This is a genomic window from Herminiimonas sp. KBW02, assembly GCF_003852535.1.
Taxonomy (GTDB): Bacteria; Pseudomonadota; Gammaproteobacteria; order Burkholderiales; family Burkholderiaceae_D; genus Oxalicibacterium.
Genome location: NZ_QAJP01000004.1, coordinates 765704 through 781544, shown reverse-complemented (window position 1 = coordinate 781544; position 15841 = coordinate 765704). Strand labels below are relative to the sequence as shown.

Genomic DNA, 15841 nt, shown 5'->3' with positions numbered 1-15841 from the left:
CCCCCTCTCTCATCGATATTGGTTCAATATCAACGCATTCCGGTGCATCCACACTAGTCACAACGTGGACAGTCCGACGCGGGAAAATGCAGTTGAATTACATTTAATACCGACCTAAGTTTAGTAACGCAACCCAAGCTGGCAGCACGCTGTCATCAGATCGTTGTTTCAACTGAAAACAAAAGGGAGTGGATAAATGAAAAAAACTCTATTCGCATTTTCAATGTTGGCGTCGATGGCAGGAGCCAGCTACGGACAGAGCAGCGTCACCATGTATGGCGTGGTCGATCTGGGTTTAAAGATAGAGAACGCCGGCAGCGGTCGTACAGTCGGTATCGATAGCGGCAACCAGAGCGTCAGCCGCATCGGCTTCAAGGGCACCGAAGATCTCGGGAACGGACTGAAGGCCAACTTTGTTCTCGAAGCCGGCTTCAATGCAGACAGTGGTGCGCTCAGTTCTCCGGGCCTGTTCTTTAATCGGCAATCCTATGTCAGTCTGGCTGGCGACTTCGGTGAAGTAAAACTGGGCCGCATTCAGACCATGGTCTTCACCAACTCTTCCGTATTCGATCCGTTTGCCGATACCCTCGCGGGCGATTCGGTCCGCATCTTCAACTATGGCGGCAGTCGCATAGACAACACCGTCAACTATAGCTTTGCCGCGAAGAACGGTATCAATGGTCAGGCCGCGTACAGCTTTGGTGAAGTCGCCGGCAGCACCAGCTCGGGACGTACCGTGGCAGGCGCCATCGGCTACGCATCCGGCCCGATCGCTGCGGTCTTAACCTATCAGAACACCAACAACGCGACCGCGACTGACAGCACCAAGACCACGCTGATCGGCGGTAACTACAACTTCGGTTTGCTGCAACCGTTTATCGCTTATGCCATGAACAAAGGCTATGGCACGCTGGACACACGTGACTCCCTGATCGGCCTGAAGGTCAACCTGACAGCCGCCGACACCATCATGGCGTCCTATATGCACAAGAGTGACAAGGTCATCAACAATGCCAATGCAAACCAGATCGCTCTCGGCTACACACATAACCTGTCCACCCGCACCAATCTGTACACCAGCTGGGCGCGCCTGAGCAACGATGACAATGCCGCCTATCGCGTGACCGGCCCCGGCAAAACCGACAAGCTGTTCAACGTCGGCATACGACACAAGTTTTAAAGTCTGGCCACACACAACAAAAAGGGCGACCTCAAGTCGCCCTTTTTTACGTATCTCTCCGCTATCGTCAATCGTCGTCGTTCGGATCGAGGTCCGGGAACAAGACATCGACATAACCGAATTGCGATAAATCAGTAATCCGCATCGGATACAGGATGCCATCCAGGTGATCGCATTCATGCTGCACAACACGGGCGTGGAAGCCGTCCGCATCACGGCTGATGACATTACCGTACTGGTCAAAACCGTCATAGTGCAAGGCGCTGAAACGCGGCACCACACCACGCAAACCCGGCACCGACAAACAGCCTTCCCAGCCATCCACCATCTCGGCCGACAACGGTCGCAGCTTCGGATTAATCAGCACGGTTTCCGGCACTGGCGGCGCATCCGGATAACGGGTGTTTTGCTTGAAGCCGTAGATCACCAGGCGCAGATTGACGCCGATTTGCGGCGCAGCCAGACCCGCGCCATTCACCGCGTGCATGGTTTCAAACATATCGGCGATCAACGCCTCGAGTTCGGGTGTACCGAACTCCCTGACTGGCTCTGCCACGCGTAACAGGCGTGGATCGCCCATTTTTAAAATTTCTCGGACTGTCATTTCAATGATTTTAAATATTCAGTAAAACCTGCACCGGTTTCAGGATGCTTGAGCCCCATCGCCACCATCGCCTTCAGGTAACCCAGCTTGGAACCGCAATCATAACGTTGGCCATCGTAACGATATGCCAATACCTTTTCAGCCTGCATCAGCGCAGCGATGCCGTCGGTTAATTGTATTTCACCGCCTGCGCCTTTGCCGATGGTTTCCAGATAATCAAAAATCTTGTTGCTCAACACATAACGGCCAACTACGGCCAGCGTCGATGGAGCGACATCAGGCTGCGGTTTCTCCACAATCGCATTCACCAATTCCAGCTGCGGTTGATACGCCGTCGCACTTACTATCCCGTATTGCTTGGTATCCGAGCGAGGTACATCCTGTACCGCCAACACACTATGACCTTCACGCTGGAACACGTCTGTCATCTGCGCCAGCACCGGTTTCACACCGTCAGCGGTATCCATGAAGTCATCCGCCAGCAAGACGGCAAACGGATCGTTGCCGATTACCGGACGCGCGCACAAAACGGCGTGGCCGAGACCCAGCGGGGCCGACTGACGGATATAGATGCAATTGATACTCTTCGGAATAACGTTGCGCACCAGTTCCAGCAAGGCATTCTTGTTCGCCGCTTCCAGTTCGGATTCCAGCTCGTAAGCTGTATCGAAATGATCTTCAATCGCGCGTTTATTGCGACCGGTAATAAAGACCATATCGGTAATCCCGGCCGCGACCGCTTCTTCCACCGCATACTGGATCAGAGGCTTGTCGACGACAGGCAGCATTTCCTTCGGCTGGGCTTTGGTGGCGGGCAGAAAACGGCTGCCGAGGCCTGCGACGGGGAAGACGGCTTTTCTAATTTTGCTCATGAGTTTCCAATAATTGCAGCAATGCAGATTCATCAAGTATGGCGATGCCTAACTCCTCTGCCTTGGCCAGCTTGCTACCGGCCTCGGCACCCGCTACCACGTAGCTGGTTTTCTTGGAGACGGAACCGGCGACCTTGCCACCTGCCGCCTCGATTTTTTCAGCGGCCTGATCACGACTCAGCGTCGGCAGGGTTCCGGTCAGAACGAAGGTCTTGCCTGCGAAAGGCTTGGGCTTGTTCTCCACCACGTGTTCGGGCCATCTGACACCAGCCGCCTGCAATTGTTCAATCAATTCCGTATTCAGCGGATCGCTGAGGAAACTTCTTATCGATTGCGCCACGACCGGACCGATATCCGCCACTTCCAGCAACTGCTCTTCGGACGCCTGCAACAGCGCCTCCAGATTACCAAAATGGCGCGCCAGTTCCTTCGCCGTCGCTTCGCCGACATGACGTATTCCCAGCGCATAAATAAAGCGCGCCAACGTGGTCGATTTGGATTTTTCCAGCGCGGCCAATACATTCTGCGCTGACTTGTCTGCCATGCGATCCAGCTCGGCCAGTGCACGGAAACCCAGTTTGTATAAATCTGCTGCGGTGGTAATGATGTGTTTATCTACCAACTGTTCAACCAGTTGATCGCCCAGACCTTCGACATCCATCGCGCGACGGGAAACGAAATGCAGCAAACCGCCCTTACGTTGCGCTGCGCACTTCACCCAGCCGCCGGAACAGCGTGCAATCGCTTCATCTTCCAGCTTCACGATAGGAGAGTTACAGACCGGGCAAGCGGTCGGCATCACAAAGGGTTGCGCATCGGCCGGACGTTTTTCCGGCACATAGGCGACTACTTCAGGAATCACATCACCAGCACGGCGCACGATCACGGTATCGCCGATCTGGATATCCTTGCGCCTGACCTCGTCTTCATTATGCAAGGTTGCGTTGGTGACGGTCACGCCGCCGACCAAAACTGGTGCCAGGCGCGCTACCGGTGTAATCGCACCAGTACGTCCTACCTGTACTTCTATGCCCTGCACCGTGGTCAGCGCTTCTTCCGCCGGGAATTTATGGGCGATCGCATAACGCGGTGCACGTGAGACAAAACCCAGCTGTTGCTGCTGCTCGACGCTATTGACCTTGTAGACGACGCCGTCGATTTCATACGGCAAGCCAGGACGTTTTTGTCCGACCGCTTTATAGAATTCAAGCAAACCAGCCGCACCTTTTACCACTGCACGCTCGGTACAGACCGGCAGGCCCAGCTCGGCATACCAGTCAAGCAAAGCCGAATGCGAGACTGGCATCTCCGCGCCTTCCAGCAGCCCTACTCCGTAGGCAAAGAAACGCAAGGTACGCTGCGCGGTAATGCGTGAATCCAGTTGCCGCAAGCTGCCAGCTGCCGCATTGCGCGGATTGGCAAATTCCTTGGCGCCTGCATCGCGTTGCCGTGCATTCAGCTTCGCCAGGTCTGCCTTGTACATCATCACTTCGCCGCGCACATCCAGCACTTTAGGTGGCGTTTTTGTATGCAGACGCAACGGAATCGCACGCACGGTGCGGATATTCGTCGTCACGTTTTCACCGGTCGCACCGTCGCCGCGCGTAGCCGCCTCTACCAGTACGCCATCTTCATAGCGCAGGTTGATTGCAAGGCCGTCGAACTTCAGTTCGGTGGCATATTCGACTTCGGTAATATTCAGGCCTTCGCTGACGCGACGATCAAAGGCAATGATGTCTTCATCTTCAAAGCCATTGCCTAGCGACAGCATGGGCACTGAATGCGTCACCTGCGGGAAGGCAGACAATGCCAGTGCGCCCACCCTTTGTGTCGGTGAATCAACTACCAGCAGTTCGGGATGGGCCGCTTCCAGTGCCTGCAACTCGCGGAACAGCTTGTCGTATTCCGCGTCAGGAATGGAGGGATTATCGAGGACGTGATAAGCGTAATTGTGGCGATTCAGTTCATCGCGTAACCATGCTGCGCGTGCCGGGGGATTACTGGCATCCGGTTCCTCCGGCTTCGCGTTTGCATCTGTTTGCGATGCCGTAGAAAACAAATCCGGCTGCATAATTTAATTGAATAAGCGTAATGCCCTGGTGGAGCCTGCAGGAATGTCTGCCGCTTCCATGTCGGCGTAGAACACTTCAAGTTGACCGGAAATTTCATTCAGTGATGCGTCCGACAATGGCTGGTTGCCGTCATCCACCACGGTACCGTCCAGACGTGCTGCCAGTGAACGTGCACAAGCGGTCATCGCACCAAAGCCGTCACGTGCCGGTGCCACCACAGGCACATCCAGCAGCAGGGTCAGGCGGCTGGTCGTTTCTTCTGCCAGCGTGACATTGGTAGACAGGGAGAACAACACACCGCCATCGCCATCCGGCATCACCAGACGACCTTCCGGACGCACGTCGAAGCCCTGACGCTCCAGCGCCGCCAGCAAGGTCGTGACCGACCATGGCGCACCGTTGGTATGTACATTCACGCTCAGCTTGGCGTCGTATTCAGTCACGAAGTGATGCAGCGAACGCGCTGTCACCATCACTTCCGCCATGTCCGGCACATCCGGATCGGCATCGAAATCATCGGCGATCTGACGCAGGCGCATCACGAACTCGGAATACTCCAGCTCGTTCAGGGCGTTGCTGCGACTCGCCAGTTGTACGCCTGCCATCAGCGACTTATAGATGCCGCCATGGGTAATCGCTTCCCAGCCGCCGTCGATATGCTGACCGGCGAAATGCACAGGCTTGCTGCCGACATGGCGCAGCGATTGCAAAGCAGGCAGGATTTTCTCACCACGCAATTGCGTCGTTAATGTCAGCGGAATCGTGCAATCAATCAGGTAATCGACAGGCAATTCTTTTTCTTCTACCGGCTGTACGAAATCAACCGGCGCATCCAGCTCCGCTTCTGCATGCGGCACCGCTGCATCTTGCTGCACTGGAGCAGCATCGTATGGATTTTCCGAAAAGCTAGGCTCATGGCGCTCGCCGTCTATGGTTGGCTCCATGCGTTCTTCCGGCGACTCGCGTCCCTCCGGTGCCATCAGCACATCATCGTGCGACGAGGAAAAAGCGCGCTCGACGCTTTTCTTGGCCTTATGCTCCTGCCACTTATTGTAAGAAATAACGCCGACAACGATCACGCCGCCGATCACGAACAAACTGGTCTGGAGATCATTCATGCTGCACCTGCCGTAGCTGTGGATTGCAGGGAAAATCTGTTCGGCTGCACGCTACGCGCGCCGCGAGCAAATCGGGAAGAAGCAAATAGGGTCATAAAAATCCAAAGGTTGGATGGTCGTCAATCTATACATCCATAACGCGCGCCTGCCGATAAAGTTACATGGCGGCGACCAGCGTCACTGATGCACTTGCGACTCTTAGAACTCAGGTTAATTTTAGCAATCTGCCTTGTCAAGCCAGATTGCCCTCTGAAAAACATGCGGGAAAGCATCCATATCACCGACTATTCAGTCGTTGAATCGTTCCGCTTTCTCACCACTGCATAAAACGAATACGTCAGCAGCTGGCTACATTCAGGCCAGCTGCGCTTCAGACGCAAAATCGGCGGCCGACTCCATATCCACCGCCACAATACGTGACACACCCTGCTCCTGCATGGTCACACCGATCAGCTGCTGCGCCATTTCCATCGCAATCTTGTTATGCGAGATGAACAGGAACTGGGTATGCGCCGACATGCGTTTAACCATATTGCAGAAACGTTCGGTATTCGCATCATCGAGTGGTGCGTCAACCTCATCCAGCAGACAGAACGGTGCCGGATTCAACTGGAACATCGAGAACACCAGTGCCGTCGCGGTCAGGGCTTTTTCACCACCGGACAGCAAGTGAATGGTTGCATTCTTTTTGCCTGGTGGCTGCGCCATCACCTGCACGCCGGAATCGAGGATCTCGTCGCCGGTCATGGTCAGCTTGGCCTGGCCGCCACCGAACAGGATAGGGAACAATTCGCCGAAGTGATGATTGACCTTGTCGAAGGTGTCTTGCAGCAATTCGCGCGTTTCCTTGTCGATCTTCGCAATCGCGTCTTCCAGCGTCGTGATCGCTTCGGTCAGGTCGGCATTTTGTGCGTCGAGGAAGTTCTTGCGTTCCGATGCCGTCGCCAGTTCGTCCAGCGCTGCCAGGTTGACTGCACCCAACGCGGCAATCGCATTCGTCAGGCGTGTGACTTCACCTTGCAGATAGGATGGACGCATATCGCTGTTCAGCTTCTCTGCCAGTGCCGCTTCATCTGCCTCGGCTTCCAGCAATTGCTGCGCATACTGTTCCTGATTCAGGCGCGCGGCCTGCTCTTTCAACTGCAGCTCGGTAATGCGGTCGCGTTGCGGTTGCAGGCTGCGTTCCGCCTGCATGCGTGCTTCGTCATGGCCGCGCAATTGCTGCGTCAACTGATCCAGTTCATGGCGTGCATCCGCCAGCGCACGTTCCTGCTCGCTACGGGTATCCAGCAAGGTTTGCAAACCAGCTTGTGCGGCCTGATCGTCCAGGCTTTCCAGTTCCAGGCTGCCCTGCTGCATATTCGCGAACAGTTGCGCCGCCTGCTCCAGTGCAGTGGCAATGCTGCGCTTTAATTCTTCGATCTTGTTGCGCTGTGATTTTTCGGCAAACGCGGTTTCCTGCGCCGCACGCTCCAGATCACGTGCACGTTGACGCGCATCGTTGAGTTGCTGCTCTTTGTTCAGGTAATCGGTCTGACCTTCTTCATGTGTCTCTTGCAGCTCGCCGAGCTCGGCATCCAGTTGCTCGAACTTCGCTTCTGATTCCGCCTTGACTTGCTGCTGCTCGGCTTCCTGCATCGCGATCTCTTCCAGATCAGTTGCAATCTGCGTGCTGCGCTGGTTAAAGCGCTCCTGCACTTCGGATAGCTTCATCACATCGATTTGCAAGCCATGCACTGCTTGCGTCAGCGTATTCACGCGCTGGCGAATTTCCTGCAGGCGCTGGGTCGCTTGCGTCACTGCGGATTCGGAGCGGATCGAGCGCGATTTCGCTTCATCGGCCAGCATGTGCTGCGCACGCAATTGCTTGGTGATGTTTTCGATTTCCTGCTGGCGTGCCAGCATGCCGTCCTGCTCCGAATCGGAAGCATAGAAACGCACGCTGGTCTTGCTGATGACATGGCCCTGACGTGTGACGAAATAAGCGCCGACCGGCAGCTTGTTGCGATCTACGAAAGCCGCAGCGGTATCTTCCGCGATATACACGTTATGCAACCAGTCCTGCATCAATGCGCGCAGACCCGGATCATTCAGTTGCAGCAGGTTCAGGAAAGGCTTCAGGCCAGCTGGTATTTCCACCGCTTCGGACGCAGTCGCATTCGGTGTGAACAAGGCCAGCTTGGCTGGTGGTGCATCGCTGAAGAAGGCCTTGGCCCAATCCAGGTTCGACATTTCCAATGCCGAGGTACGCTCACGCAAGACGGATTCCAGCGCGGTTTCCCAGCCCTGGTCTATCTGCAGTTTTTGCCACAGACGCGGCAACTCGCCCAATTCATGTTTTTGCAACCACGGCTGTACTTTGCCCTGGGTCTGCACGTTTTCCTGCAACTGCTTGAGTGCGGACAGACGTGCTTCCAGTTGCGCATTGTTAGCAGTTTCGGTATTGACCTGTTCCTGCGCAGCGCGGCGTTCTTCTTCCAGCTTAGGCAATTGCTCTTGCGCGACTTCGAGTTGCGCGGTCGCTTCTTCCAGCGTCGCCTGCTTCTCTTCCAGCTGCATCTTCAGGTTAGCCAGATGCGTACTATCCGGCAAATTCAAACCCTGCTTTTCCTGCTGCAGACGTTCGCGACGTACAGTCAGGCCGGACAAGATATTCGACGCATTGCGCTGATGTGCAGATTCCAGTTCGATCTGCTGTTGCGCCTGCATGATCTTGCCGCGCGACTCGGTCGTTTTCAGTTGCGCTTCACGCCATGCCTGCTCCAGCGCCGGCAAGCGATCGTTTTCACGTTGCGCGGTTTCCTGCGCCTGCTCAACGCGCATCGCCTGCTCTTCCAGATGCATCTCAGCTTCAACCAGATCGTCCTGGAATTGTGTGCCCTGGCGTTGCCATTGATCGCGTTGTGCGGTCAGCGAATTCAGTTGCGACTGCAGACGGGTACGCGATTCGATCACGAATTTGATTTGTGCTTCCAGGCTGCCGATTTCTGAGTTGGTCTGATACAGATGGCCTTGCGCCTGATGCATGCGATCACCAGCGGAGTAATGCGCCTGGCGCATGTGCTCGAGCTCGGTTTCAACGTGACGCAGCTTGGCGGTTTGTTCTTCCAGATCGGTCTGCGCTTTTTCGATATCGCGGAAGAATTTTTCCTGCTCGTTCTTTGCTTCGGTTTTACGCAGCAGCCACAGCAGCTTTTGCTTCTCGTCCTGGTCAGCTTGCAGTTCGTGGAATTTTTGCGCGACAGCAGCCTGGCCTTGCAGCTTTTCCAGGTTGGTATTCAGCTCGCGCAGGATATCCTCGACACGCAACAGGTTTTCGCGTGTGTCCTGCAAACGGTTTTCGGTTTCGCGACGGCGTTCCTTGTACTTCGACACACCCGCAGCTTCTTCCAGGAAGATACGCAGCTCTTCCGGACGCGCTTCAATGATGCGCGAAATCATGCCCTGCCCGATGATCGCGTAAGCGCGTGGACCCAGACCGGTACCGAGGAAGATGTCCTGGATGTCGCGGCGGCGTACCGCCTGATTGTTGATGTAGTAAGTCGAGGTACCGTCACGCGTCAGCGTACGCTTGACTGCGATCTCTGCGTATTGGCTCCACTGACCGGCAGCCTTGCCCTCGCCATTGTCAAACACCAGCTCAACCGATGAACGCCCCGCCGGTTTGCGGTGCGTCGTACCGTTAAAAATAACGTCCTGCATCGATTCACCGCGCAGCTCGGAAGCCTTGGATTCACCCAAAACCCAGCGCACAGCATCGATGATATTGGACTTGCCGCAGCCATTCGGGCCGACGACACCGACCAATTGACCCGGCACCTGAAAATTCGTCGGATCAACAAAAGACTTGAATCCCGATAATTTAATGGAAGTTAGACGCACGTTATCAACCGTTCCTAGAATATGCAGCGCAAATTAAATATTTATCAAGCATCCGGCCAGCGTGGCGGATGCGGCAAAAGAGGCCGTAAAAGGGGCTAATCATAGCATTTGGAACAACGATTCCAATCATTTACAGCCAGAGTTTACGCAGGCAGCGGTTCTGTCGCCATGGGCGGTATAATGTTGCCACTTTGAACCTCGTGTAAATAAAGCCTGCGGTTGTCGCTCATGCAAAGCGGCAGCGCAAACAGCGACTACGAACATCACACTCACATTTCTGCCCTCAGCCGTGAATCCACTTCTTAAACAGCTCCAACCCTATCCTTTTGAAAAACTGAAGCAACTGTTTGCCGCTGTCACGCCGAACGCTGCCTATCGTCCTATCAGCCTCGGCATCGGTGAACCGAAGCATCCGACCCCGGCTTTTATACAAAAAGCACTGGCGGACAATCTCGACGGGCTCGCAGTCTATCCGACCACCGCCGGCACCGATGCGCTGCGCGCCACCATCGCGGGCTGGCTGGAGCGTCGCTACAACCTGCCGAAGCTGAATCCGGCCACACAGGTACTGCCAGTCAATGGTTCGCGCGAGGCCTTGTTTGCACTGGCCCAGACCGTGATCGATCCGAGCAAGCAGGCTTTGGTGGTCTGCCCGAATCCGCTGTACCAAATCTATGAAGGCGCCGCCTACCTGGCCGGTGCCGAGCCTTACTTCGTCAATTGCGATCCGGCCCGTAACTTCGCACCTGACTTTGCCAGCATCCCGGCGGATGTCTGGGCGCGCGTGCAACTGGTCTACATCTGCTCGCCGGGCAATCCGGCTGGCGCCGTGCTGACGCTGGAAGACTGGGCTGAACTGTTCGCCTTGTCGGATCGCTATGGCTTTGTCATCGCGGCCGATGAATGCTATTCGGAAATCTATTTCAAGGCGGAAGCACCTTTAGGTGGCCTGGAAGCGGCGCACAAGCTGGGCCGCACCGGCTATCCGCGCCTGATCGGCTTCTCCAGCCTGTCGAAACGCTCGAATGTGCCAGGCATGCGCTCCGGCTTCGTCGCTGGCGATGCAGAAATCATCAAGAGCTTCCTGCTGTACCGCACCTATCACGGCAGCGCAATGAGCCCGTCCGTGCAAAGCGCGTCGATTGCCGCCTGGAACGACGAGCAGCACGTCATCGAAAACCGCGAGAAATACGTCAAGAAATTTAATCAAGTCACGCCTTTGCTGCAGGAAGTTCTGGACGTTTCCCTGCCGGACGCCGGTTTCTACCTGTGGGCCAGGGTCGACAAACTCGTCAACATCAGCGATGTTGAATTCGCGAAGCGCCTCTATGCCGAATATAATGTCACGGTATTGCCAGGCAGCTATCTGGGCCGCGAAGCACATGGCATCAATCCGGGGCAGAACCGGGTCCGCATGGCGCTGGTCGCCGAAGTGGACGAATGCCTCGAAGCCGCGCAACGCATAGTCGAATTCGCCAAGAAATTGGCCAGTACTGCAGCGTAATTTATCCTAGTAATCATTTCTATCAACTGACAAGACCATCAAATGACTCAACAACTCGAACAGATCATCGACCAAGCCTGGGAAAACCGTGCGGATTTCTCCCCGAAAAATGCACCTGCAGATGTGCGTAACGCAGTCGCGCAAGTCATCGCCCAACTGAACGAAGGCACCTTGCGCGTAGCGCAAAAAGACAGCGGCTCGTGGGTCGTCAATCAATGGGTCAAGAAAGCAGTATTGCTGTCCTTCCGTCTGGAAGACAACATCACCATGCCATCCGGCGACCACATGCAGTTCTACGACAAAGTACCAACCAAATTCGCGAACTACACCGCAGCTGACTTCGCCAAAGGCGGCTTCCGCGTGGTACCACCTGCAGTCGCACGTCACGGCAGCTTCATCGGCAAAAACGTGGTCATGATGCCGTCCTTCGTCAACATCGGCGCGTACGTCGATGAAGGCACCATGGTTGATGCATGGGCCACCGTCGGTTCCTGCGCACAAATCGGTAAAAACGTGCATTTGTCCGGCGGCGTCGGTATCGGTGGCGTACTGGAACCTATGCAAGCGAACCCGACCATCATCGAAGACAACTGCTTCATCGGTGCACGTTCGGAAATCGTTGAAGGCGTTATCGTCGAAGAAAACTCGGTTATCTCGATGGGTGTCTACATCGGCCAATCGACCAAGATCTATGACCGTGCAACCGGCGAAGTAACCTACGGCCGTATCCCAGCCGGTTCCGTCGTCGTTTCCGGCAACTTGCCATCCGCTGATGGCAAGTACAGCCTGTACTGCGCAGTGATCGTCAAACGCGTCGATGCGCAAACACGTTCGAAAACAGCGATCAACGAATTGCTGCGTGACTAAGTAAGTCGGCATCACTGCAACACGCGTTTACACTTTTCTGAACCGGGACAGCTATGGCAATGGATAGATTATTCCTTCTGATGAAGGAAAAAGCAGCATCTGACCTGTTTATTGCAGTCAACTCGCCTATCCACATCAAGATCAACGGCAATCTGGTACCCATCAACCAGCAGAAGCTGGACCAGAATGCCGTCATGACCTTGCTGGCCGAAGTTGTCCCGCCAGCCAAGCTGGAAGAACTGGATCGTGAAAACGAACTCAATATCGGCATACCGGTGACGGGTGTCGGCAGCTTCCGCTTATCAGCGTTCCGCCAGCGCGGCAGTATTTCTGCCGTGCTGCGTTATGTACCGGGCGAAATCCCGCCGCTGAACAGCCTGGCACTGCCACCTATCCTGGCCGATATGATCATGGAGAAACGTGGTTTGCTGCTGGTAGTCGGCTCGACCGGTTCCGGCAAATCGACCACGATCGCCGCCATGCTCGATCATCGCAACACCATCGCTACCGGTCATATCCTGACGCTGGAAGACCCGATTGAATTTCTGTTCCGCAACAAGAAGTCCATCGTCAACCAGCGCGAGATAGGCAGCGATGCCAGCGACTTGCCAATAGCATTGAAAAACGCCCTGCGCCAGGCTCCCGATTGCATCCTGATCGGTGAGATACGCGACAAGGAAACCATGTCGGCAGCACTCGCTTATGCGCAGTCCGGCCATCTGGTTGTCGCGACCCTGCATGCGAACAATAGCTACCAGGCGCTGACCCGCATCATCAATTTTTACCCGATAGAAAACCGGCAATCGCTGCTCGCCGATCTGTCCTCGACCCTGCGCGCAATTGTGTCGCAACGTCTGATCAGTGCACTCGACGGCAAGCGCCGTGCAGCTGTCGAAGTCATGCTGAACACACGCCACATCGCCGAGCTGATAGAACAAGGTGAAATTGCACTGATCAAGGAAGCGATAGAAAAAAGTTTGTCGCCTGGCTCGCAAACCTTTGAACAAGCGCTGATGCAATTGATCAAGGATGGTCTCGTCACACAGGACGAGGCACTGGCACACGCTGACTCGGCCAGCAATCTGTTCTGGTTGCTGAACAACTCTGCGCAAACGGTGCAGGAAGAAGCACCGGAGCAGGAAGAAGCAAGCTTTACCGAATTTACCCTGAAGATGTAGACATGACGATTACCCTCTACGGCATACCTAACTGCGACACCGTCAAAAAAGCGCGCACCTGGCTGAGTAATAACGGCACCGATTTCGTCTTCCACGATTTCAAAAAAGATGGCATCAACGCAGACCTGATCACAACCTGGTTGCGCGACGTGCCATGGGATGTGCTGGTCAATCGCAAAGGCACAACCTGGCGCAAGCTGCCGGATGAACGCAAGGCCGAAATCACCGATGCCGCCAGTGCCACTGCACTGATGCTGGAATCGCCATCGGTCATCAAGCGCCCGGTACTGGTCAAGGACAAAAAATCCAGCGTTGGTTTTTCCGACGAACTCTATCAACAAATTTTTCAAGACTAATTTATGAGCAAAACGCTCGCACTGACCGAAGAACTGATCGCCCTCTCCTCCGTCACACCGGAAGACAAAGGCTGCCAATCGCGCCTGATCGAATTGCTGGCCCCGCTGGGCTTCGTTTGCGAAACCATAGAATCCGATGGCGTGACCAATCTGTGGGCGCGCAAAGGTACTGCGCAGCCGCTGCTGGTATTTGCCGGTCATACCGACGTCGTGCCGACTGGCCCGCTCGAGCAATGGACTTCGCCACCGTTCGTCCCTACCCAGCGCGACGGCAAACTCTACGGCCGCGGTGCCGCTGACATGAAAACCTCAATCGCGGCGATGGTGGTGGCGGCAGAAGAATTCGTGCACGCACACCCTGACCACAAAGGCTCGATCGGCTTCCTCATCACCAGCGATGAAGAAGGCCCGGCGACCGACGGCACCGTCATCGTCTGCAACGCGCTGAAAGCACGCGGCGAGCAACTCGATTACTGCGTAGTCGGTGAACCGACCTCATCCGACGTCCTGGGCGACACCATCAAGAACGGTCGCCGCGGCAGCATGTCCGGCAAGCTCACCGTCAAAGGCATACAAGGCCACATCGCCTATCCGCAACTGGCACGCAACCCTATCCACCAATGCGCACCCGCACTGGCAGAACTGGTCGCCGAGAAATGGGATGACGGCAATCAATACTATCTGCCGACTTCGTGGCAAGTATCGAACATCCATGGCGGCGCCGGCGCATCGAACGTCATTCCGGGCAACGTCGTCATCGACTTCAACTTCCGCTTCTGCACCGCCAGCACGGTAGAAGGTTTGCAAAAACGCGTACACGCAATCCTGGACAAACACGGCCTCGAATACGATTTGAAATGGTCGATCAGCGGGCATCCCTTCCTCACGCCGAAAGGCACACTGAGCGATGCGATGAGCGATGCGATCAAATCCGAAACTGGCGTGACCACCGAACTGTCAACCACAGGCGGCACCTCGGACGGACGCTTCATTGCGCAAATCTGTCCGCAAGTCGTCGAGTTTGGCCCGCCGAATGGCAGCATCCACAAGATCGATGAACACATCGAAGTTCGCTTCATCGATCCGCTTAAAAACATCTATCGCCGTACGATGGAAAACCTGCTGCTCTGAGGCTGGCGCACAGCATCGATAAAAAACCTCCTGCTGCAGTCATTCTGCATCAGGCATCATCCTTTTACTTAGTTGCACCGAACCATGCCTACCAAGCCTAACGAACTCACTACCATTCGCGACTTGCTGCGTTACGCAGTTACCCGCTTCAATACCGCGAAACTATTCTTCGGCCATGGCAGCACCAATGCACTGGATGAAGCCGCTTACCTGATCCTGCACACACTCAAGCTGCCGCTGGACAAACTCGATCCTTTCTTCGATGCATGCCTGCTGCAGGAAGAAGTCGATGCAGTCTTGCGCGTCATCGAACAACGCGCTGATGAGCGCCTGCCTGCGGCTTACATCACGAATGAAGGCTGGCTCGGCGGCTATCGCTTCTATGTCGATGAACGCGTCATCGTGCCGCGCTCCTTCATCGCCGAACTGATCCCTGAGCAATTCTCGCCGTGGGTCAGCAATCCGGACAAAGTGAATAACATTCTCGAGCTCTGCACCGGTTCCGGCTGCCTGCCTATCATGCTGGCCGACGCCTTCCCGAATGCACATGTGGATGCAGTGGATATCTCCACCGATGCGCTGGATGTAGCAAAGCGCAATGTCGCCGAATACGAACTGGATCACCGCATCAGCCTGATCGAATCCGACCTGTATGCGAACGTGCCTGAATACAAATACGATCTCATCATCACCAACCCGCCGTACGTCAATTCGGGCTCCATGAGCAAGCTGCCACCGGAATACCTGCGTGAACCGCAAATTGCACTGGCAGGCGGTACCGACGGTATGGATCTGGTACGCAAAATCGTTGCCGGCGCAGGTCAACGCCTGACGCCTAACGGTTTGCTGATGGTCGAAATCGGTAATGAACGTGAATTCGCAGAAGCGGCATTCCCGGAACTGAACCTGACCTGGCTCACCACCAGCGCCGGTGACGACATGGTATTCCTGATCACTGCAGATCAATTGCAATAAGGTCGTACCTGCCCGCATCGTGCTGATGCGTGAGCGTGGTTGACAGTAATCCGGCAGGCCTGAAGCCTGCACCGCCGCTGGTAGCTATTCCCATGAATGCTG

General features: G+C 55.4%; 12 protein-coding genes. 7 read left to right on the top strand and 5 right to left on the bottom strand.

The genetic code is table 11. The features are described from left to right. Nucleotides 1–196: 196 nt before the first annotated feature. Nucleotides 197–1180, top strand: a complete 984-nt coding sequence (locus DBR37_RS07950) for a porin (protein ID WP_124573900.1) — start codon at nt 197–199, stop codon at nt 1178–1180. A gap of 67 nt (nt 1181–1247) precedes the next feature. Here the strand turns inward: DBR37_RS07950 and def are convergent, their stop codons facing one another. From def to smc, 5 genes are all read right to left on the bottom strand, one after another. After that, the gene (def, locus tag DBR37_RS07945) at nt 1248–1784 is read right to left on the bottom strand and encodes a peptide deformylase (RefSeq protein ID WP_124573899.1); all 537 of its coding nucleotides are present in this window, start codon (nt 1782–1784) and stop codon (nt 1248–1250) included. Further along, complete coding sequence (gene galU, locus DBR37_RS07940; protein WP_124573898.1) at nt 1781–2656, bottom strand: UTP--glucose-1-phosphate uridylyltransferase GalU; 876 nt, start codon at nt 2654–2656, stop codon at nt 1781–1783. Before galU ends, def begins: the two co-directional genes overlap by 4 nt. Beyond that, on the bottom strand, nt 2643–4727 hold the full coding sequence (gene ligA, locus DBR37_RS07935; protein WP_124573897.1) for an NAD-dependent DNA ligase LigA: 2085 nt from the start codon (nt 4725–4727) through the stop codon (nt 2643–2645). The genes galU and ligA overlap by 14 nt, the downstream gene beginning before the upstream one ends. Before the next feature lie 3 nt (nt 4728–4730). Further along, nucleotides 4731–5846: a cell division protein ZipA C-terminal FtsZ-binding domain-containing protein gene (locus tag DBR37_RS07930; protein ID WP_124573896.1), complete on the bottom strand. Its 1116-nt coding sequence runs from the start codon at nt 5844–5846 to the stop codon at nt 4731–4733. A 354-nt stretch (nt 5847–6200) separates the two neighbouring features. Next, nucleotides 6201–9728 carry a chromosome segregation protein SMC gene (smc, locus tag DBR37_RS07925; protein ID WP_124573895.1) on the bottom strand — a complete coding sequence of 1176 codons (3528 nt, stop codon included), beginning with the start codon at nt 9726–9728 and terminating at the stop codon, nt 6201–6203. A gap of 289 nt (nt 9729–10017) precedes the next feature. Here smc and dapC point away from each other — a divergent pair, with 289 nt between their 5' ends. The 6 genes from dapC to prmB all read left to right on the top strand — a co-directional run bounded on the left by dapC (nt 10018) and on the right by prmB (nt 15739). Continuing rightward, nucleotides 10018–11232, top strand: a complete 1215-nt coding sequence (dapC, locus tag DBR37_RS07920; RefSeq protein ID WP_124573894.1) for a succinyldiaminopimelate transaminase — start codon at nt 10018–10020, stop codon at nt 11230–11232. Nucleotides 11233–11274: 42 nt separating this feature from the next. Beyond that, nucleotides 11275–12099, top strand: a complete 825-nt coding sequence (gene dapD / locus DBR37_RS07915) for a 2,3,4,5-tetrahydropyridine-2,6-dicarboxylate N-succinyltransferase (RefSeq protein WP_124573893.1) — start codon at nt 11275–11277, stop codon at nt 12097–12099. Nucleotides 12100–12152: 53 nt separating this feature from the next. Further along, nucleotides 12153–13277, top strand: coding sequence for a PilT/PilU family type 4a pilus ATPase (locus DBR37_RS07910; protein WP_124573892.1), 1125 nt, complete (start codon nt 12153–12155; stop codon nt 13275–13277). A gap of 2 nt (nt 13278–13279) precedes the next feature. After that, the gene (locus DBR37_RS07905; RefSeq protein WP_124573891.1) at nt 13280–13633 is read left to right on the top strand and encodes an ArsC family reductase; all 354 of its coding nucleotides are present in this window, start codon (nt 13280–13282) and stop codon (nt 13631–13633) included. A gap of 3 nt (nt 13634–13636) precedes the next feature. Further along, complete coding sequence (gene dapE, locus DBR37_RS07900; protein ID WP_124573890.1) at nt 13637–14764, top strand: succinyl-diaminopimelate desuccinylase; 1128 nt, start codon at nt 13637–13639, stop codon at nt 14762–14764. A gap of 84 nt (nt 14765–14848) precedes the next feature. Further along, nucleotides 14849–15739: a 50S ribosomal protein L3 N(5)-glutamine methyltransferase gene (prmB, locus tag DBR37_RS07895; RefSeq protein WP_124573889.1), complete on the top strand. Its 891-nt coding sequence runs from the start codon at nt 14849–14851 to the stop codon at nt 15737–15739. Nucleotides 15740–15841 lie beyond the last annotated feature (102 nt).